Source organism: Candidatus Zixiibacteriota bacterium, from assembly GCA_040752595.1.
Taxonomy (GTDB): Bacteria; Zixibacteria; MSB-5A5; order WJJR01; family WJJR01; genus JACQFV01.
Map to the genome: position 1 here is coordinate 313704 of JBFMGX010000004.1, position 19583 is coordinate 333286.

Annotated in this window: 14 protein-coding genes, 1 tRNA gene and 1 riboswitch; of the genes, 8 read left to right on the plus strand and 7 right to left on the minus strand. The window is 62.7% G+C overall.

What is annotated here, in order from left to right; translation table 11 throughout:
• Positions 1-142 precede the first annotated feature (142 nt).
• Positions 143-2290 (plus strand): prolyl oligopeptidase family serine peptidase, encoded by a 2148-nt coding sequence (locus tag AB1792_01560; protein MEW5700904.1) that lies wholly within the window; start codon positions 143-145, stop codon positions 2288-2290.
• Between the two features lie 159 nt (positions 2291-2449).
• Here AB1792_01560 and AB1792_01565 read toward each other — a convergent pair whose 3' ends face one another.
• From AB1792_01565 to AB1792_01590, 6 genes are all read right to left on the minus strand, one after another.
• Positions 2450-2983 (minus strand): hypothetical protein, encoded by a 534-nt coding sequence (locus AB1792_01565; protein MEW5700905.1) that lies wholly within the window; start codon positions 2981-2983, stop codon positions 2450-2452.
• A 1-nt stretch (position 2984) separates the two neighbouring features.
• The gene (locus AB1792_01570; protein MEW5700906.1) at positions 2985-4484 is read right to left on the minus strand and encodes a hypothetical protein; all 1500 of its coding nucleotides are present in this window, start codon (positions 4482-4484) and stop codon (positions 2985-2987) included.
• Positions 4485-5111: 627 nt separating this feature from the next.
• Positions 5112-5546 carry a hypothetical protein gene (locus tag AB1792_01575; GenBank protein MEW5700907.1) on the minus strand — a complete coding sequence of 145 codons (435 nt, stop codon included), beginning with the start codon at positions 5544-5546 and terminating at the stop codon, positions 5112-5114.
• Positions 5547-6167: 621 nt separating this feature from the next.
• The gene (locus AB1792_01580) at positions 6168-8204 is read right to left on the minus strand and encodes a S9 family peptidase (protein ID MEW5700908.1); all 2037 of its coding nucleotides are present in this window, start codon (positions 8202-8204) and stop codon (positions 6168-6170) included.
• Positions 8205-8241: 37 nt separating this feature from the next.
• A tRNA-Leu gene (locus AB1792_01585) sits at positions 8242-8330 on the minus strand.
• Between the two features lie 124 nt (positions 8331-8454).
• Positions 8455-10323: an ATP-binding protein gene (locus AB1792_01590; protein ID MEW5700909.1), complete on the minus strand. Its 1869-nt coding sequence runs from the start codon at positions 10321-10323 to the stop codon at positions 8455-8457.
• A gap of 59 nt (positions 10324-10382) precedes the next feature.
• On the opposite strand from AB1792_01590, the gene AB1792_01595 reads away from it, so the two are divergent.
• Positions 10383-11033 carry a thermonuclease family protein gene (locus AB1792_01595; GenBank protein ID MEW5700910.1) on the plus strand — a complete coding sequence of 217 codons (651 nt, stop codon included), beginning with the start codon at positions 10383-10385 and terminating at the stop codon, positions 11031-11033.
• Positions 11034-11164: 131 nt separating this feature from the next.
• On the opposite strand, the gene AB1792_01600 is transcribed toward AB1792_01595, so the two are convergent.
• A complete protein-coding gene (locus AB1792_01600; GenBank protein ID MEW5700911.1) occupies positions 11165-11935 on the minus strand; it encodes a hypothetical protein in 771 nt (256 codons plus the stop codon).
• A 173-nt stretch (positions 11936-12108) separates the two neighbouring features.
• Positions 12109-12241: riboswitch (FMN riboswitch) on the plus strand.
• A gap of 176 nt (positions 12242-12417) precedes the next feature.
• Between AB1792_01600 and ribD the strand changes: the two genes are divergently transcribed.
• The 6 genes from ribD (at position 12418) to AB1792_01630 (ending at position 19576) form a co-directional block, all read left to right on the plus strand.
• Positions 12418-13626: a bifunctional diaminohydroxyphosphoribosylaminopyrimidine deaminase/5-amino-6-(5-phosphoribosylamino)uracil reductase RibD gene (ribD, locus tag AB1792_01605; GenBank protein ID MEW5700912.1), complete on the plus strand. Its 1209-nt coding sequence runs from the start codon at positions 12418-12420 to the stop codon at positions 13624-13626.
• 48 nt (positions 13627-13674) lie between these two features.
• Positions 13675-14301: a riboflavin synthase gene (locus AB1792_01610; GenBank protein ID MEW5700913.1), complete on the plus strand. Its 627-nt coding sequence runs from the start codon at positions 13675-13677 to the stop codon at positions 14299-14301.
• Between the two features lie 34 nt (positions 14302-14335).
• Complete coding sequence (locus AB1792_01615) at positions 14336-15592, plus strand: bifunctional 3,4-dihydroxy-2-butanone-4-phosphate synthase/GTP cyclohydrolase II (protein ID MEW5700914.1); 1257 nt, start codon at positions 14336-14338, stop codon at positions 15590-15592.
• Between the two features lie 125 nt (positions 15593-15717).
• Entirely contained in the window at positions 15718-16182 is a 465-nt protein-coding gene (ribE, locus tag AB1792_01620) for a 6,7-dimethyl-8-ribityllumazine synthase (GenBank protein ID MEW5700915.1), read from the plus strand.
• 266 nt (positions 16183-16448) lie between these two features.
• Entirely contained in the window at positions 16449-16895 is a 447-nt protein-coding gene (gene nusB, locus AB1792_01625; GenBank protein MEW5700916.1) for a transcription antitermination factor NusB, read from the plus strand.
• Positions 16896-16903: 8 nt separating this feature from the next.
• The gene (locus tag AB1792_01630) at positions 16904-19576 is read left to right on the plus strand and encodes a DUF2723 domain-containing protein (protein ID MEW5700917.1); all 2673 of its coding nucleotides are present in this window, start codon (positions 16904-16906) and stop codon (positions 19574-19576) included.
• Positions 19577-19583: the final 7 nt, after the last annotated feature.

Sequence of the window (19583 nt, forward strand, 5' to 3'; positions counted from 1 at the left end):
GTGTCCCCGGCGAGAGTGCCATCGGGTGTCCATACACGGCGCCACAGATTTTCCGGCGGTTCATCGGACCCTTGGCAGAGTCGTCGTTTGCACCCTATCTTCCCTGCGCCCTGCCATCTCCGACAGGGGAAAGGAGTCTGCCATGTTGTTGCATTGTGCTTTGAGCGTTCGCCGTGCGTTGCTGGCGGCCGCGATCCTCCTGGCCGTGACCGCGATCACCGCCACGGCAGCCCCGCCGTCGACCAAGGTCGAACCGGTGGTTGATACACTCCACGGAGTCGTGATCACCGACCCCTATCGCTGGCTCGAAGACCAAAACAGCCCGGCCACGCGCGCCTGGCTCGACAGCCAGATTGCGTACACGGAGTCGTTCATCCCCAAGTTCGCCTCGCTCGACGCCATCAAGAAGCGCTTCACCGAACTGGTGCGCATCGACCGCGTCTCTGCCCCATCTCGTCATGGGAAACGGTACTTCTACGTCCGGCGCAAAGCCGATCAGGAACTGTGGACGACGTGGTGCCGTGAGGGGAAGGATGGCCCCGAGAAGCTCCTGCTCGATCCCCACACGTTGAGCCAGGACTTTCGGACGAACGCCGCTCTGAGCGATGTCTCGGAGGATGGGATGCTGATGGCGTACTCGATCCGTCAGGGGGGACAGGATGAGGAGGAAATCCACTTCCGCAACATCGACACCGGCGAGGAACCCCCCGATGTCTTTCCCGCCAACGTCTATTTCGGGATGTCGATTGCATTGGACAAGAAGGGTTGCTACTACGCCAAGCGCATCGAGGGCGGCGCCGACCGGGTGTTCTATCACCAATTCGGGACACCGATGGCCGAGGATCGCCTGGTCTTCGGCGAGGGGTATGGCCCAGAGGAAATCGTCGGCGCCTCGCTCTCCGAGGATCGGCGCACGCTGCAGTTGGCTGTCTACTACGGCGCGGGCGGCAGCAAGTGCGAGCTGTTTGTCAAGGATGTGATGAACGACGGCCCGGTGGTTCCCGTGGTGACCGGGATCGATGCGCTCTTCTATGGGTCCGTCATCGGCGACAAGATCTACATCCAGACCAACCAGGACGCCCCAAACTGGAAGATCATGCAGGCGGACCTGGCAAACCCCGCGCGGGAGACCTGGCGCACCGTCGTGCCCGAGGCGCAGATGCCGATCGAGGCCATCAGCTATGTCGGCGGGAAGATCTTCGTCAACTACCTGGAGAACGTCGCCAATAAGGTGAAAATCTTCGGCCCCAACGGCGAGCCGCAGGGCGAGTTGCCGCTTCCCGGCATCGGTTCCGGCGGATCGCTCTACGGACGCTGGGATGACCTGGAAGGGTACTACTCTTTCACGACGTACAACATTCCCGGATCGATCTATCACTACGATCTCGCCACCGGCCAAAGCGATGTGTGGTTCAAGCCGGACGTGCCGTTCGATGGGAGCGGCTTCGAAGTCGAGCAGGTGTGGTACACGTCAAAGGACGGCACTCGTGTCCCGATGTTCCTCGCCCATCGCAAAGGGCTGACAAAGGATGGGAACAATCCGGTCTTCCTGACCGGGTATGGCGGATTCAATGCCTCCAGCGGCGCGTATTTCTCACCGGTCTACGCCACTTGGATGGAGGCCGGCGGCATTGTCGCCGCACCGGCGCTGCGCGGCGGCGGCGAATACGGCGAGAAGTGGCACCAGGAAGGAATGCTCGACAGGAAACAGAACGTCTTCGACGACTTCATCGGCGCCGGCCAGTGGCTGGTGGACAACAAGTACACCAAGCCGTCGCGTCTGGCGATCAGCGGCGGCAGCAATGGCGGCCTCCTTGTGGGCGCGGTGAGCAACCAGCGCCCCGATTTGTTCCAGGCCGTGGTCTGCTGGCACCCGCTCTTGGACATGCTGCGCTACCACCGGTCGATGATGGGGCCGTACTGGATTTCCGAATACGGTTCCGCCGACTCGGCCCACCAGTTCCCTTATCTGCGCGCCTACTCACCGTATCAAAACGTCAAGACCGGTGTGAAATACCCGGCGTTCTTGTTCATCACCGGCGACGGCGACACACGGGTCGATCCGATGCATGCGCGCAAGATGACGGCACTCTTGCAGGCGACCGAAGGGGACAGCACGCCGATTCTGCTCTACTATGATCTGAAGTCGGGCCACGTCGGAACCAATCCGGTGAGCAAGACGATCACCGACAACTCGATCCAGCTGGGATACCTGATGTGGCAGCTCGGGATGGAGTACGCCGGCGGACCAGGCGGGACGACCGAATCGAAGGCGCCCGCGACGGAGTGATGCAAACAGTGGGCGGAGCCCACTGTTCTGTCCGGTGCGCATCCCAATCCTGTCCCACGTCGGCAGGGCACGTGATCCACGTTTGACCACGGCGATGCGCAGGCGCGCCGCGGGTTGACCCCACGGCGCGCCGTTGCTGTCAATGCGCCGTCGCGGCGGCTATAGCCCGCACGGATCGCAGAATTCGGTCGCCGCGCTGTACCCCCGGAAAGCGACGTTGACAACCTTGACGACATCCTGCACCGTTGTGACGCCGTCGCAGTTGACATCGGTGCGCTCCTTCGGGCACTGCGGGTCGAACACCGGCGCCGAACCACGGAAGGCGACATTCACCGTTTGCACGACGTCCTGCACATTCGCCACAGAGTCGCATTGTGGGTCGCCGTGGCAGGGGCAATCGCAGGCACCGCCACCCACTCCGTACCAGAACCCGATCCCAAGGTCGAAGCTCACGGAATTCGTTTTCCCGGCCGCTGTCTGACCAACGGAAAGACCCAGCGCGTAGCTTGGCGAGACCGTTGTGATCTGGCCGCCATTGTTGATTGAATGCCAGTTCAGGTCGAAGTTCGGCGCTTGCGCGGCGGCCGTCACCGGAGGGCCGGGTGTCTCCGCCCCGGTGTATCCCGCCCCGATGGCGACGGACGCCAGAGCCGCTGCCATGAGGTGCGCTCTCAAGGCACGATTCCGTCTCATGTCATCGGCCTCCTTCGCGGTCGGGCCGTGCAGACTCCGCCACGCGCAACCGCTCCGTCAACGCCTGAAGTTCGGCGCGCAGCGTGGCCAGCTCACGTTCGATTCGCGCCGTATGGAATACCTGCGCTGCGGCCTGCTCGGCAGCGATGTCCTGGGCGCTCAACCCGGGCGTCGTCACAGCTCCCCTCTTGAACCGGTCCTGTCCCATGGCAGCAACAAGGGGTGGGGGCGCATCACCGTAGGCCGTTGGGAAGAAAGCCACCGTCAGCTGTCTGTCACGGACCTGAAACGTACCCGTCAATTCCCGGCCCAAGAGATAGAGAGTGGAGAGGCCCTCTCCCACGCTGAAGAGCCCGTGGACAGTGACCACTTGTTGATACGGCCCGGTCGGTAATGCGGCCTCCATCAAGACCTTGAAGTTCTGGCCTGAGGGGATCGAGCCGGATTGGTTAGAGACAGCAAACACGGCCTCGTCGAAGACACCGGAGAGATGAGTGATGTCAATCGTAAGCGTGCCGATCACAAGGACGTACCCAGCCGCCGGGGCGGTGATGCTGCGAGACAAAAGGGTCTGTACCGTACCGTCCAGATCGATCAATGTTGTGGCATTGTTGTTCGCCACGCCCGGTTCGTCGCGCTCTTCCAAGGCGGAGATGGCGTTCTGAGGCAACACAACTCCGTCGTTGCCGGTGATGTCCGCATCCAGGGCAATAGTCGTCGTGCCCTGTGCGTTCCACATATCCAACGTGGCCCCATCTGTGGTTGATCCGCCTTGGAGTATCATGCCCATGAAGCCGTCCTCCTTGTAGAGCGACAGCCCCCCGCCCGTGAAGGTCGAGGCGTTGAGATGAACAGTCCGGGTCCCGTCCTCATCAAAAAGGTCCAGTTCCCCGTAGCCGTCACCACGGAGTCTGACTGTCTGCATGCCGGACTGGTAGAACGTGAGGATGGCGGCATCGGACAGCGACAGGTCGATCCTTGCGTCAAGTACACCATCACCATTCCGGTCGAAATGGAGACTCCCCCCCACCGTGTCCCCTACTTGGGCCAGGTACTCCACTCCCGTCTTGCCATTCAATTGCGCCGCCTCCAAGGCAAACGGGGCCGACGCCAGCTTCACACGAGCGAACGTCTCCGCCATCCCAACCGGCGGTCTGACGGTGACTTCCAGCCAGCGGGCGGTATCATCGACGAAACGCACCTCCAACGGATGGTCCTTCCCCAAGTAGGCCGTCCACAGCCCATCACTCTGCAGTGTGATCACATGGTCTTCGGACTCAACCTCAGGCCACACTTTCATACCGCCGACTTCGGCGTTGAAGATGCGGAACTCGAAGGTGTAAGCACCGGGGCTGATCAGCGCTCCCCCACTGCCGGTCAGCTTGCCCTGGACGGTCACCGTGGTCGGCGCCCCCTGAGGGTCGACGTCAATCGCCCAGCTTGTCGTCGCCAGCGCCGCCAGCACTGCCGCGAGAGTCAAGACGAGATTCCTTGTAGTCATCGCCCAATCTCCTTTCTGTCGTTGCTTGATGTGTACAGCCGCGGCGCGTGACCTGCCCCACGGCCTGTTCATTTCTCCAGGTTGGTACCGCCGCGACCGGGACAACACTCCAGAGCGAAATGGTAACGGGACGGGGCATGGCTACTCCCGGCACGTGAAGACGCGCGCTCCGTCCCACCGCCCGGCAGCCCAATCAACCCTTCATCGTTCTAATGGAATCCCCCGCGTCTGTCAAGGGGGATTGTGATGTCCGGCAGGTGGGTAGGTATATGAGATAGTTATTGTGTGAATATGGCAGGAGCATGCCCGCTGCGCATCCCGATGCGGCTCGATACCGGCACGACATCGGAGCCGCGTCTGCGCATGGTGAGTCGCAGCCGCGCGGCACGAGGTCTCCGTTCGTTGCCCAAAAAGGAGTTCCCGCTCTCCTGCGGGAGGGGGAGGGAGGGCACGTCCATTAGCAGTTGCTGAAAAAACCCAGGAAATGCGGATTGGTCTCACCGTTGTCATCCTGGGCGAAGCGGAGGATCTGCTGTTTCTCTCTATGAAACCAACAGCAGATTCTTCGCCCCGCCCAACAGCGGCGGGGCTCAGAATGACATGGGTTGGCCTTCTTTGAGCATCCTGTTAGAATCTCCAGGCGCCCAATGGTCGATCGGCCGGATGGCCGGACACCCAACTGAGTAGCCGAGCGATGTCGGCGCTGTCGTTCAGCTCGTCGGCGAACCGCACGATCATGCTGATCGCCGTCACGTCAAAGCTCGGGCTGTTGATGCAGGTCCCGTTCCACCAGCTCGGATTCGACGGATCCTGATAGGCAGCGTAGAACTCGTCGCCCGCATACCAATCGCCGACCGTGTACGCGAACCAACCCTGCCAGTTGCCGTTGCAGAATGTCCCCGGTACAGTCCGGTTCGTTCCGGCATTGACCGTGACCGGCGACCCCGAGGCCGCTCCACAGACGGTGTGCCCTTGATCTGCGGAGCCCTTCCGGCATCTCCCTTCGGGTACACGCCGTCGGCCGGATCGTAGTCCGTGGCGAACGCCGTCACGGTTGAACACAGTGCTGCCAGCACCGCCCCCAGCAGACTGCTCTTTCCCATGGCACCGCTCCTCCCGAGGAGAGGTTCATACCGCTTCCATCAGAAGATACACCGGGCCGGTGGGAAGTCAATCGATATTGGGAATTTGTGAACGTGCGGTGGAATCCCCACATGCGATTGCCGCGGCGGGCAACACGCACTGTGGGGGCACGGCGTGCTTGTCCGCCTCTGGCGGACCGCCCCCGGCATGTTGAGAAACGTCGCTGGTCATGCGACGTAGGGGCGTATTGCAATACGCCCCTACTTGGGATCCGCACGCCGTCGTCGTCAAGGGGCTGAAGCCCCTTGTCCTCGGACCGTCGGGATGCGTGATGTTGATCCGCGATCAGAGATCGCGGGCAGACGCAGGAATCGTCTTATTCGGGCGCGCTCGGTTTCGTAGGGCGGGCACTGCCCGCCATCAGGGGGCTGAAAGCCCCCTGTCCGCGACTCTATCGTGGGCGACACAGCCCTGTCATCCCGAGCGAAGCGAGGGATCTCTATGGGCAGCCGTCGCGATCACGTCAGATGGCAGTGCCGCCCATGACTCCATCGCAGAGAGATGCTTCGCTACACTCAGCATGACAGAGGACCGCGCGTCTCATTTCAGCCACCGATCCAGCCAGCCGAGGACGGACTCATGCCAGAGAATCGAATTCTGCGGCTTGAGCACCCAGTGATTCTCATCGGGGAAGTACAGGAACTTGCTGGGGATATTGCGCCGCTGCAACGCCGTGAAGGTCGAAATTCCCTGCGCGTAGGGGATGCGGAAGTCATTGCCGCCATGAACCACGAGCATCGGCGTCGTCCAGTACTTGACGTAGTTGATCGGATTCTGCTTCTCGTACCCATCGGGATTATCCCATGGCGTGCCGTGATGATCCCATTCGGGGAACCACAGTTCTTCCGTGTCGAAGTAGGCGAGACGTTCATCGAGATTCCCATCGTGATTCACCAGACATAGGAATCGGTCCGGCCAATTGCCGGCGATCCAGTTGACCATGTACCCGCCGAATGAGGCGCCGAGCGCGCCGACCTTATCGCCATCCATCCATTGGTACTTCGCCAACGCCGTCGCCAGACCCTCTTGCAGATCGACCAGCGGCTTGCCGCCCCAGTCGCCGCCGATGGCATCGGTGAACGCCTGGCCGTATCCGGTGGAGCCGTGAAAATCGACAGTCACAACGGCATATCCCGCCCCGGCGTACGCCTGTGGATTCCAGCGATAGTGAAAGTGGTTGTCGAATGATCCCTGCGGGCCGCCATGAATAAGGAACGCTACCGGGTACTTCTTGCCCGGCGTGAAATCGACCGGCTTGACGACATAGCCCCACACCGTGTCATCATTCGCTCCGATGAAGTTGAACTGCTCGAAATCCCCCATCCGCACCGCGGCCAACTTCTCGGCATTGACGCGTGTGATCTGGCGCACATCCTGTCCATCGACGCGCGCAGTGAACAGTTCCACCGGCAGGTGGTAGTTGTCCAGGCCATACACGAGTCGATTGCCGGCGATGGACGGAGAACTGACTGTGCCGTTGCGGATCACGACCTTCGCCGCGCCGGTGGCGGCATTGATGGCAAACAACGACGAGTTGCCGATGTGCCCGGCGACCGCAAAGATCGTCTTGCCATCCGGTGACCAGCAGAACGATCCGACCGAACGGTCCCAATTCGCGGTGAGCGACCGTACAGTTCCCTCCGGCCACTGTCGCAGCATGAGCTTGAAGCAGTCGGCTTCGTAGCCGGGACGCGCCATCGCCAGGTACGCCAACGTGCGACCATCGGGGGAGAAGAGGGGCTGCGTGTCCCACGCCTTGTTGGCGTCGGTCAGGTTGCGCGGCGCTTGCGAACCATCGACCGGGACATAGTACAGATCGAAGTTGGTCGACCAGGGTTCCTCCCGACCGGCATCACGGGCGGCGAAGATCAGACCGCGACTGTCAGGCGTGAAGGTGAACTCCTCGGTGCCGCCGAATGGCTTCGATGGAGCATCGGCATCCATCGCGGGCATGATGTCCTTGGGAGCGCCGCCGTTTGCGGGCATCACGAAGATATGCGAGCGCCGTCCGTCCTTCCATGTGTCCCAGTGGCGAACGAACAGCCGTTCGAAGATCTGTCCCGAATACTTGCGCGCGGCAATCGCATCGAGCCGCTTCTGCGTGCTGTCGGGGTCGGAGGCGCCGACAAAGACCTCCAGTGAGAAGGCCAGCCACTTGCCATCGGGCGAGAGGATCAGATTGCCGACATCGAGCGGCAACTTGGTGATCTGCTCCGCCTCGCCGCCGGTCAGAGGGAGACGCCACACTTGCGCCGATCCGGAGCGGGTCGATAGGAACCAGATGGACTTCCCATCGGGTGACCAACGGGGATTGAAATCGCCGGCCGGATCGGTGGTCAACTGCCGCAGGTTTGTTCCGTCGACACCGACCAACCACAGATCGGTGCGGCCGCGATTCGCCTCCAAATCGGTCTTCCGCAACACGAAGACGACTTGCTTCCCGTCCGGCGACACCATCGGCTCTGAGATACGATCCATCGCCACCATGTCGTGTACGGAGAACGGGTGCGTCTCCACGGCAACCGCAGTCGCCGTCGCGGCCAAGACCAACAACAAGGACAGAGCAACGCGTTTCATGATTCCCTCCTGAATTGTGGTCATGGTTTTCGGGGATTGGTGCCGGAGGTCGGAATCGAACCGACACGGGATTTTGGTCCCACCGGATTTTGAGTCCGGCGCGTCTACCAATTCCACCACTCCGGCAGTTGTGGCGCGGCCACGTCGGGTTGTTCCCGTCATGGCCAGACGAGGCGACAATAACCCGATTGCCGATGTTTGTCAATCCCGGGAGGGGACAATCCGCTCGGGCAGACACACGGGTCTGCCCCTACGGACGGATTCGTACGGGCTCGTAGGGGCGGCCCCGCGTGGCCGCCATCTCTACTTCGTGAGCAACGGCCGCTGGGAGCGTCACCGCAAATGTCGAGCCGTCCGGGCCGGTCGATTCGAGCGTCAGCGTGCCGCCGTGGAAGCCGACGATCTTACGCGCCAACGGCAGACCGAGTCCGGTGCCGCTGTCTTTGGTGGTGAAAAAGGGCTGGAAGATGCGGGCCCGATCCTCCGGTTTGACGCCGGGACCACGGTCGCTCACCGTGATCTGCCAGCGACGCGATTTCTCATCGCCGCCGGTCTGTTCCAGAGACACGCGGATTTCGCCGTCTGCCGGTGAGGCCTCGGCCGCATTCTGGATCAGGTTCAGCAGCACTTGCTTCAGCAGCAGGGCATCGCCCAGTACCAGCGCCGCGACGTCAGCGCCGGATTGCCGCATCCGCAACTGTCGGAGTCTCAGACTCGGACCGGCGGCATCGATCGCATCCGCGATCACCTGGCGCAGATCGAGGGGACGCCGTTCGGCACGCAAGGGGCGGGCGAAATCCAGAAAGCGGGTCAGCATCTCGGAAGTCTCCTGCGTCTCCCCGATGATCGCCTCAATCCAATCCCCGGATTTCGCGTCGGCGACCTGAGCATGGCGCAGCAGCTTTCCATACCCGAGAATCGCGGCGATGGCATTGCGCAGTTGGTGCGCCAGCCCGGCGGACAACTCACCGAGGTCGGCCAGGCGTTGGTTCTCGGCGACTTCATCCTGCAACCGCTTGATCTCGGTCAGGTCGGTGAGCAACAGACTCAGGCCGACCACTTCGCCGGTATCGGTGCGAATACAGGACGTATTGATCCCCAGGTACAGCGGATCGCCGTTGGCGCGGTCGATACGCAATTCGTGACGGGAAAAGACACGACCATGCGAGAGGCCCACGCGCAAGAGCTCCACGAGTCCTTCGGAAAGTCCCGACGCCGCATAGGTGCGTCCGCAGACGGTGGCCGCGGACATGTGCAGGATCTGTTCGGCGGCGCGGTTGAAACGGAGGATCTCACCGTGTCGGTCGAGGATGATCACGCCGGTCGACAGCGAGCTGAGGATGTAGTCGTTGAATCGCTCCAGACTGCGCGAGCGCCGCTCCGATTGCGCGGCCCGCGATTCGAGGGTCTTGGTTTCCGCCAGGAGGCGACGGACGAGGATGTCGAAGGTCGCCATGACGTATTCCGGATCCTGATCGACCTGTCCCGGCGCCGAGGGCAGAAGACCGGTATCGACCAGCGCCTTGGCCCGTTGGCGCATGTCGTGGAACGGTCGCAACACGCTGCGATAGAACAACCAGGTGAAGAAGCCAAAGGCCAGTAGAATGGCGCCGCGTAGCCACAGCTCGCTGTGCAGTTGCCGACGCAATCCGGCGGCCAGTGGCGCCGCGATCGTGACACGCCCCCGGACCGGCTCGCCCCGGCACGTTGCGACAATGTCCAGGCTGCGGAGCGGGTCGCCTACTCTCTCTGCACTGGGCGCCACATCGGCGGCGATGATCACAGTGTCCCACGTTGTCCCCGCCGCGTCGTGGGTGTCGCCAACCGAAATCCATATGCGTGTCAGATGGTGGCTGCGAGCCAGGGTTGTCAAGTCGGACGCATTGTGCCGACACCCGGTGGCCGAGGAGCACAGGCGTCGCAGGTCGGCTCCGGCGTTTTCCAAACGCGCCGCCAGCAGTTCATCTTCCTGGCGGATCAGCCCGTTCAGGAGCACGAGCGGAGAGATCTGACTGGTTGCAAAGAGGGCGACGAGGAAGAAGAACAACCCCTTCAGGTATTGTGAGAAGGGCCGGGATTTCCCGGATCCAGGCATGGTGGGTGACGCGGTTGCCGTCATGTCGGACTGCCCGCTAAGTGATTGCGCACCGCAGGAGCGATTCCACTACCTTATCGGCAATGGCGCCACTCGTCCTGATAGGGATCCGGCCCCGGCGGAAGTGGAGGTGGGCGACGAGAGCAACATCACTGGTCGCCGTACTCCTCCTGGTCTCTTGTCAGCGACAGATTCCCGGTGAATGGGCGCGTGTCATCGCGGTCCGTGACGGCGACACGATCGAGCTCGATGACGGCCGCATCGTGCGCTACATCGGCCTCGACACGCCCGAGCGGGGCCGCCCCGGCAGCGATTCGGCCACTGCGCTGAACGACCGTCTGGTGATGGGGAAGAGGGTTCGCCTGGAATTCGGCGGGGAACAGACAGACCGCTATGGGCGAACGTTGGCCTTCGTCTACTGCAATGAACGGATGGTCAACCGCGAGATCGTGCGCGTCGGATGGGCGTGGTGCTACTTCTATCCGGACAATTTGCAGCACGCTCCGGAGCTGGTCCGCGATCTGCGGGAGGCGATGTCGGCGCGCCGCGGCCTTTGGCGCGAAACGTCAGTGGAGACTGCCGACGAATACATCGCGTCGTTCGCCGGCTTTCGCTTTCACCGCCCGGACTGTTCGAGCGTCCAGGGTATCAAGCGCCCAGACGAGGTGCGCTTCACGGCGCGCGACTCGGCGTTCTTTGACGGCTACTCCCCGTGTGAGCGGTGCGAACCGTAGTATTGCCATGTTTGCTGCGAGCAAAGACGGCCCACGCGCACCGAGGATTGTCGCGATGCAGGATTCGCCTGTCGAGTGGGGCACCGCGTATTTGGTAGGGGCACGGCGTGCCGTGCCCGCATGTGACCCGCTCACATGCTGTGCGGAATCAGGAAGATCACCAACATCAACGCCGCAGCGACAATCACAGCGACCCTTCGTCTCGGGTGTTTGCGGACGCGCAGCCAGGCAAACAGCCAGATGAGAAGGGCGATCGCCGTCTTGTTGTCTGTCAAGTCAGTGCCGACCGGCCAGCCGGTCCACCAGAGATGGAAGGCGTAATATGTGACCAGCGCACCCAAGGCGATCCCACCGATAAAGAGGGTCACGACGGTCCAGGACGCCAGCGTCGGGCCACGCCTCCCCCCGGTGAGGGTCTCCAGCCCGGCCCGGGTGGAGAACAGCATCGCGGCAAACATGAAGACGATGTGTGGGATCAGTGCGGCGCGCGGCGTGTACCCCTTGAAACGAATCTTCAGTAAGTCTTTCGTGATCAGAACCGGTGAAGAGCCGCGCACGACGAGATAGACCTGGCACGGCATGACCTTCAAGGGCTCCTGGCCGGGGAGCTCCGCCACCAGCGTGTCGCCGTGACGGAGCATCGCCGTCTGCCGCCACGCGCCGGGGTAATCCTGGAAGGCGAACTTCACGAATCCGAAAACCAGCGTGTCCGGGGCGATGACCGAGATGCGCGCCTTGCCGCTCCCCTCATGACTGCGCGGCAGCTTGTAATGAATCTCTCTCCCGTTGAGTGTCACAGTCCCGGTCAACGGCCACGTCGGCCCGGTGGCGCGCTGGTAGTATGCCGAGGCAAGGGTGATGATCAGGGCGAGGAGCCACAGCAGAAGGGGGCGTGTCTTCATCGTGTCGTCGATCTCCTGATGGTGTCGTCAGTGGATGGAGGCTTGGGTTCTCATTAGCCGTTGAACAAGACCGATAATATCACATTCAGGACCACACCGGCCTGACAAAAACGGCCCCACGGGAGTGAATCGCCTTGACGGTTCCTGTGCACACAACGTACATACAGATGCCATAGGGCCTTCGGGGCGAGGCGCAATTCCTCGACCGGCGGTCAGAGCCCGCGACCCATCGCCCAACGAAAACGCGATGGCTGAGCCGGTGGAACTCCGGCGCCGACGGTACAGTCCGGATGGGAGAAGGCACCCAAGATGGCATCGTGCCGTACATGGCATGAGGCCGTCCAAGTCGCAGCCGTTCAATGGCTTGGCTTTAGCAATTGAACCTGCGCTTCACCCCGAAGTTCTTATGTGAAGCGCGGGTTTTCATTTTGGGATGCAGCGGTCAGATGTGAGACCGCCATGGGGCGGGAATAAGAATCAACATGGATCAGACAGCGATAGACCAGCAGTGGATGGCACAAGCGATTGCCCTCGCCGAAAAGGGCGCGGGGCGGACCAGCCCGAATCCGATCGTCGGCGCCTTGGTTGTCAAGAATGGCGTCGAGATCGGGCGCGGTTATCATCATCGCGCTGGTGGTCCCCACGCCGAGATGCTCGCATTGAAACAGGCCGGTGCGGCCGCATCGGGGGCAACTCTGTATGTCAGTCTTGAGCCATGCAGCCATTGGGGGAAGACCCCGCCGTGCGTGGATGCGATTCTGGGGGCGGGGATTGCGACCGTCGTCTGCGCCATGGAGGACCCCAACCCGCAGGTGAGCGGCGCCGGGATCCGCCATCTGCGCGCCAATGGCGTCGGGGTGCGCACCGGCGTCCTGCAACGCGAGGCGATGCGTCAGAATGAAGCGCACATCAAGTTCATGGTCACCGGCCGTCCTCTGATCGTTGTGAAGATCGCGCAGACGCTCGACGGCAAAATCGCCACGACAAACGGCGGCGGTGAGATGATCACCGGCGCCGCGGCGCGCCGGTTTGTTCACGCGCTGCGGGCCCGCTACGACGCCGTGCTGGTCGGCAAGAATACGGTCCTCAAGGACGACCCGCAGTTGACCGTGCGCACCGTGCGGGGACGTGATCCGCTCCGCCTCGTGCTCGACTCGTGGGGAAAGCTGCCGTCTACCATGCGCCTCTTTTCTCAGAATGAGGATCGCCGGACGGTTCGCATCGGCCTGTCGATCGGAAGGCGTCCCGTCACCGCGCCGCACCCGGATTGCTTCGATTGGTATGTCGAGCCGGACGATCGCCATCAAGTCAGTCTCCAGGAAGTCCTCGACCGTGCCGCCAAGAGCAACATCACCAGCATCCTGGTCGAGGGCGGCGGCGAGGTCTTCGGTTCGTTCTTCCGCGAGCGTCTGGTCGACAAGGTGCACCTGATCATATCGATGCGCTTCTTGGGCGCCGGGGTCGATGCCCTCGGACGGTGGAAGGCGCCATCGCTCCCTGAGGCCGTGCGACTGGTCGATTCGGAAGTGTGCTGGCTTGGGCACGATCTCCTCATCACCGGATATCCCGACTATGAGCCGCAGGAGACGGCCGAGCCCGAAGTCGCGGCCGAGTCAAGTGATGAACCCACCGATGAGGACGACACCGAAGCCGGTTCTCTGATTGAGCAAACCAATGTCGAAGACCGCTGATTCGACGAGATGTAGGGGCGGCTCGCGAGCCGCCCGCTGGACAATGACATGTTCACCGGCTTGATATCCGAGATCGGCACTGTCACGCGCCTGCGTCGTGTCCCGGCCGGTCTGAGTTGGGCGATTGCCGCTGAGCAGACGGCCGCGCAATTGCGCGTCGGCGATTCTGTGAACATCAGCGGTGCCTGCCAGACCGTGGAGTCGATCCGCGCCGGAGAGTTCACCGGGACAGCGATTCCCGAGACGTTGAGCGTCACGAATTTCGCGCAATGGCGCGTCGGCCGACGTGTGAATCTCGAACCGGCGTTGCGCGCCGATGGACGGCTGGGCGGCCATCTCGTGAGTGGGCATGTCGACTGTGTCGGGCGTGTCGGCGCGGTGCGCCGCGATGTTCATGGGTCCCATCTCGGAATCGCCATCCATCCGCGCTTCGATCCGTGGATCGTTCCCAAGGGTTCGGTCGCCTTGGATGGCGTCAGTCTGACGATCGCATCCGTTTACCCCGGATCGTTCACGGTGGCACTGATCCCGGAGACGTTGACACACACGACCTTCGGATCCCTGCACGTCGGCGATGCCGTCAATGTCGAGTTCGACCAGTTGGTCAAAGCCGCTGTGTCTCGACGGAACCGCTCTCAGATCGATGCGGCGATGCTGGCACGCGCCGGGTGGTGAGACTTGTGCGACATGCGTATCTGTGGAGGATGCGATGAATGATAGACTGACGCTCGTGCATGGTGGGTCCGACGGTAACGGTGCCATCCGCCTTGATACTATTGAGTCCGGGATCGCGGCGATCGCCGCCGGGCGGATCGTGATCGTCGCCGACGATGAGAACCGGGAGAACGAGGGGGACCTGGTGATGGCAGCGCAGCATGCCACGTCGGAGGCGGTCAACCTGTTGGTCACGCATGGACGAGGGCTGGTCTGTGTCGCGCTCGATTCGGCGCGATTGGCGGCACTTGATCTGCATCCCATGGTCGCCAACAACACCGCCAAGATGCAGACGGCGTTCCTGGAATCGGTCGATGCCGTGGAGGGGACGACCACCGGCATCTCGGCCGCGGATCGTGCGCGCACGATTCAGGCGCTGGTCGATCCGCGCACACGTCCGCACGATCTGGCCCGTCCCGGTCACGTCTTTCCGTTGGCGGCGCGTGACGGCGGTGTGCTGGCGCGCGCGGGACACACCGAAGCCGCCGTGGATCTCGCCCGCTTGGCCGGTCTGATGCCGGCCGGTGTCGTTTGCGAGGTGATGGACGATGACGGCACCATGGCACGGCTGCCCAAGTTGCGTCTTTTGGCCGATCGCCTCGGGATTCCCCTCATCTCAATCGCCGATCTGATCGCCTACAGGCGTCGCACCGAGAAACTGATCCGCCGGGTTGAAGAAGTCGATCTGCCCAGCCGCAACGGGCACTTCCGTCTGCACCTCTACGAGTCGACCGTCGACGGCGATCATCATATTGCCATGGTGCGCGGCGATGTCGCGGGGCGTGAGAATGTGCTGGTGCGCGTGCATTCCCAATGCCTGACGGGCGACGTCTTCGGCTCCGAGCGCTGCGATTGCGGGGCGCAACTGGTGGCGGCGTTGCGGATGATCGACGACGCCGGGTGTGGCGTCTTTCTCTATATGCGCCAAGAGGGACGCGGCATTGGTCTGGCCAACAAGATGCATGCCTACCATCTGCAGGAGAAGGGACTCGACACGGTGGAAGCCAACATCCGTCTCGGCTTCCCGCCCGATCTCCGCGACTACGGCATCGGGGCGCAGATCCTCCGTGATCTGGGCCTGTCGACGATTCGTCTGTTGACCAACAATCCGCGCAAGCTCGTCGGTCTGTCCGGGTATGGATTGACGATCGTCGAACGGGTACCGATCGAGGTGCACGCCTCCGAGCGCAACCGCCGGTACCTGACCACGAAGCGGGACAAGCTAGGGCATTTGCTGGGAGCGTTGGATTGACCACTGGCGTGAAAATGTGTGACCATCGCCGGATTCATCCGTAGGGGCGACCCTGTGTGGTCGCCCGCCCTGGGCAGCCACGCAGGGCTGCCCCTACAGGTATTCACGCGATCAGGAGAAACGACATGCCGACCATGATCGAAGGCCAACTCAATGCGACAGGGATGAAGTTCGCCCTCGTCGTCTCGCGGTTCAACCACTTCATCACCGACCGACTGGTCGAGGGGTGCACCGATGCACTGGTGCGCCATGGCGCCGCCGACAACGATCTGACGATCGTGCGCGTGCCGGGCTCCTTCGAGCTGCCTCCGGTCGCCAATCGTCTGGCGAAGAGCAACCGGTTCGATGCGGTGATCGCGCTCGGCGCGGTCATTCGCGGCGACACGCCGCACTTCGACTACATCGCCGCCGAGGTCACCAAGGGGATCGCCCAAGCGGGGATGCAGAATGACGCCCCGGTCATCTACAGCGTGATCACCACCGACACGCTCGAGCAGGCGATTGAACGCGCTGGAACCAAGGCCGGAAACAAGGGCGCCGACGCCGCCCTCACAGCCATCGAATTGGCCGACCTGCGCCGAAGGATGTAGGGGCGAGACGCTGCCTCGCCCTTGGGCGACCCAAAGGTCTGTAGGGGCGCATCGCGATGCGCCCGGTTATCCTGGAGAGGACGGGCGGTTCACGAACCGCTCCTACAAGAACATGTACGGCTGTGCAGGGCACGGCGTGTCGGAGACCCCGAGCGAAGCCGAGAGTCCGTGCCCGACCACGCCCGGCGAATTCCGTTTACCTCCTCGCGTTGGGCCGTTACATTCCCGGCATTCCCATGGGCGGGAAAGAAGGGGATTGTTGCACTGTGACGCGGCGCCGACAGGGAAGAGAATTGGTTCTGGGTTGTCTGTATGCCCACTTTGCCACCGGACAGGAGCCCACGGCCGTGTTCGACGGGCAGGCCGGGCGCGTCACCTACGACAAGAAGACGCTCACATACGCGCGCAAGATCTTTTCGCAGGCGTTGGCCGACTCCGAGCGCATCGACCGCGCGATTCGCGATGCCGCGGCGCATTGGGACTTTGGCCGCATCGGCTCGATCGAGAAGAACATCCTGCGCGCGGCGATTGCCGAATTGTGGTTTTGCCCTGAGACGCCGGCCCGTGTGATCATCGACGAGGCGGTGGATCTGGCCAAGCAGTATGCCGGGGCTGAAGCCGGGTCGTTCGTCAACGGCGTCCTCGATCGCGTGTACAAACTGACGGAACAGGCGGGAGAACAACCCCCATCCACCCAGACGGGGCATTCGTGAGCACTGGTGTGACGGAAGCGCCACAAGCCACCCGCGCGCGCAACTTTCTGGCGCGCACATTTCCCGATCCGGTGATCGGCATCCTCGGCGGTGTCGTCTTCCTGTTCTCGGCAGGGGTGTATATGGCGACGGTCTCGCGCACAGTGTCGTTTTGGGACTGTGGCGAGTTCATCGCCTGTTCCTACATTCTCGGGATTCCCCACCCGCCGGGGACGCCGCTGTTCATGCTGATCGGACGGGTCTTCTCCTGCCTGCCGATGGCCGGCGACATCTCCCATCGCATCAACTTGCTCTCGTCCTTCTCCAGCGCGCTGGCGGCGACGCTGGCATTCTTCATCCTGGCGCGGTTGATCACTCTTGGGTACTCCGAGCGCTATCCCGATCCGACGCTGGGGTTGGTGGCGCGCCTGTCGGTCTATGCCGGATCGTTGTGCGGGGCGTTGTTCTTCGCCTTCTCGAGCACGAATTGGTCAAACTCGGTCGAGGCCGAGGTGTACGGCCTGGCGATGTTCCTGATGATGCTCTTGCTATGGCTGGCGCTGATCTGGGTCGCGCAGCGTGACAACCCCGCCAGCGACCGTTATCTTGTCGCCCTATCTCTGATCGCGTTTCTGTCGATCGGTGTGCACCTGACCGTATTCCTGGTGATGCCGCCGATCTTCCTGATGGTCGTCTGGCTCTCGGAGCGGCTACGCCGCGATTGGCGCTTCTGGCTGGCCTCTGCCGCGCTGATGCTGGTCGCCTGGGAGGTGTCCCCGTTTCTCTGGGCCGTGGCGGCGCTGATCGTCTTGACCGGCAGCATCGCCGCCGGGAGACGCTGGGGGATCATCGGTTGGGTATGGACGGTCTTCGCTTGGGGGACGGGTCTGGTCTGGACCATGGTCCGCGGAGAGCCGTGGCCGGTCTTCCTCACGGCATTAGTCTGGGCGCTCGGTGTGGTGCCCTGGGTCATGGCCAGTGCGCGCTGGCGGCTGGCGTTCGCGATCCTTGTGGCCGCATATCTCGGATACTCGGTGCAGTTGTACATCCCCATTCGCGCCGCTCAAAAACCCGCGATCAATCAGAACAGCCCGACCACTTGGGATTCGTTCCGTGGCTTCCTGGAACGGAAGCAGTACGGCGCCGACTCGATGTTCAAGCGCGCGCTAACACGGCGCGGCGCCTGGGCCAATCAACTGGGGCAGCATGAGCGCATGGGATTTTGGGGGTTCTTCGACCAGCAATACGGGTTCAATGATCGCGCCTTCCCACCTCTGTTTCTGCTGGGCGTGGTCGGACTCTATCAGTTGACGCGCCGACGACGCGTGCTCGGTCTCCTGTTCATTGTGTTGCTGTTGGTGACCTCGCTGGGTCTGGTCTGGTACATGAATTTTGCCGATGGGACGAAGTACAACCCGGCCACGCAGGACGCGTACCTGGAGGTGCGCGACCGCGACTATTTCTTCACGCCGGCGTTCATCCTCTTTGCCATGGCGATGGGGTTGGGCGGGGCGGCGATCGTACGCTGGTTGGCGGGCGGGGCGCGTCTGTGGCCGGTCATCGGCGCCGTGATCGTGGCGCTCCTGCCTCTGCGGGCGCTGGAGGCCAACTGTTTTGTCAATGACCGTTCGAACAACTACATCGCCTATGATTATGCTTATAACCTGCTGATGTCCGCCGATCCCTCCGCCGTGTATTTCACCAACGGCGACAATGACACGTTCCCACTGTGGTGTCTGCAGGAGGTGTACGGGGTCCGGAAGGACGTGCGCATCGCCAATCTGAGTCTGCTCAACACGAACTGGTACATCAAGCAATTGAAGAACGAGCACGGGATTCCGATGGATCTGACCGATTCCGAGATCGACCGGCTCGAACACTACCGGACTCCCGACGGCAAGGTGCATCGCGTTCAGGATCAGTTGACCGACGTCATCCTGTCCTCCAATCGCGGCCGCGCCCCCATCAACTTCGCCTCGACCGTGAGCGCCGCCGCCCGCAAGTTCCAGGGAGAGCCGCTCGATCGCCACCTCGTGATGACCGGAATGGCCTACCGTCTTGTGTCCGAAGAAGGGGAGGGGATGGTCGATCTCGATGTGACCCTCGACCGGCTCGATCACGTCTTCCTCTATCGCGGGATCAATGATCCGGCCGTTTACAGGGACTTCAACGCGCGCCGCATGCTGGCGAATTACGCCGGCGGATTCTTCGCTGCCACCGACTCCCTGCGTCGAGCCGGTCGGTCCGAGGAGGCGGCACGCCTGATGCGACGATACCTGGAGCTCTTTCCCGACAAATGGGAGCCCTACGTCTATTTGTCGCAACTCTACACGGACATGAATCGGCCGGATGAGTTGGAGACGCTTCTCGCGCGGGTCGGCGGATTGACCGACGAGCCGGAACGCGCCTATGTGAACATCGGCTACTCCTTCAGCCGCCTGGGGAACAAGGCCCGCGCCGAACAGATCCTGCGCGGCATGCTGGCGCGCTGGCCCGCCTCGGAATCGGCGTTCAAGGCCCTCGTGCGCATCTACTATGACGCCGGCCAACGCGACTCACTCCTCGCGCTGGTGCAGAGATGGGTGAAGGACAATCCGCGTGACGATCAGGGGCGGAAGTTGCTCGAACAGGTCCGCACGTTGCCGGCCGACACGACCGCAGCCGGGGCCGGCCATCGGGACACGGCGGCGCAGGGACAATGACGGCGGG

What these genes read in the sequence shown, in the direction of transcription:
- AB1792_01560 (MEW5700904.1), top strand. Translation starts at nt 143, where the DNA reads ATGTTGTTGCATTGTGCTTTGAGCGTTCGCCGTGCGTTGCTGGCGGCC.
- AB1792_01565 (MEW5700905.1), bottom strand. Translation starts at nt 2,983, where the DNA reads ATGAGACGGAATCGTGCCTTGAGAGCGCACCTCATGGCAGCGGCTCTG.
- AB1792_01570 (MEW5700906.1), bottom strand. Translation starts at nt 4,484, where the DNA reads ATGACTACAAGGAATCTCGTCTTGACTCTCGCGGCAGTGCTGGCGGCG.
- AB1792_01580 (MEW5700908.1), bottom strand. Translation starts at nt 8,204, where the DNA reads ATGAAACGCGTTGCTCTGTCCTTGTTGTTGGTCTTGGCCGCGACGGCG.
- AB1792_01590 (MEW5700909.1), bottom strand. Translation starts at nt 10,323, where the DNA reads ATGACGGCAACCGCGTCACCCACCATGCCTGGATCCGGGAAATCCCGG.
- AB1792_01595 (MEW5700910.1), top strand. Translation starts at nt 10,383, where the DNA reads ATGGCGCCACTCGTCCTGATAGGGATCCGGCCCCGGCGGAAGTGGAGG.
- AB1792_01600 (MEW5700911.1), bottom strand. Translation starts at nt 11,935, where the DNA reads ATGAAGACACGCCCCCTTCTGCTGTGGCTCCTCGCCCTGATCATCACC.
- ribD (MEW5700912.1), top strand. Translation starts at nt 12,418, where the DNA reads ATGGATCAGACAGCGATAGACCAGCAGTGGATGGCACAAGCGATTGCC.
- AB1792_01610 (MEW5700913.1), top strand. Translation starts at nt 13,675, where the DNA reads ATGTTCACCGGCTTGATATCCGAGATCGGCACTGTCACGCGCCTGCGT.
- AB1792_01615 (MEW5700914.1), top strand. Translation starts at nt 14,336, where the DNA reads ATGAATGATAGACTGACGCTCGTGCATGGTGGGTCCGACGGTAACGGT.
- ribE (MEW5700915.1), top strand. Translation starts at nt 15,718, where the DNA reads ATGCCGACCATGATCGAAGGCCAACTCAATGCGACAGGGATGAAGTTC.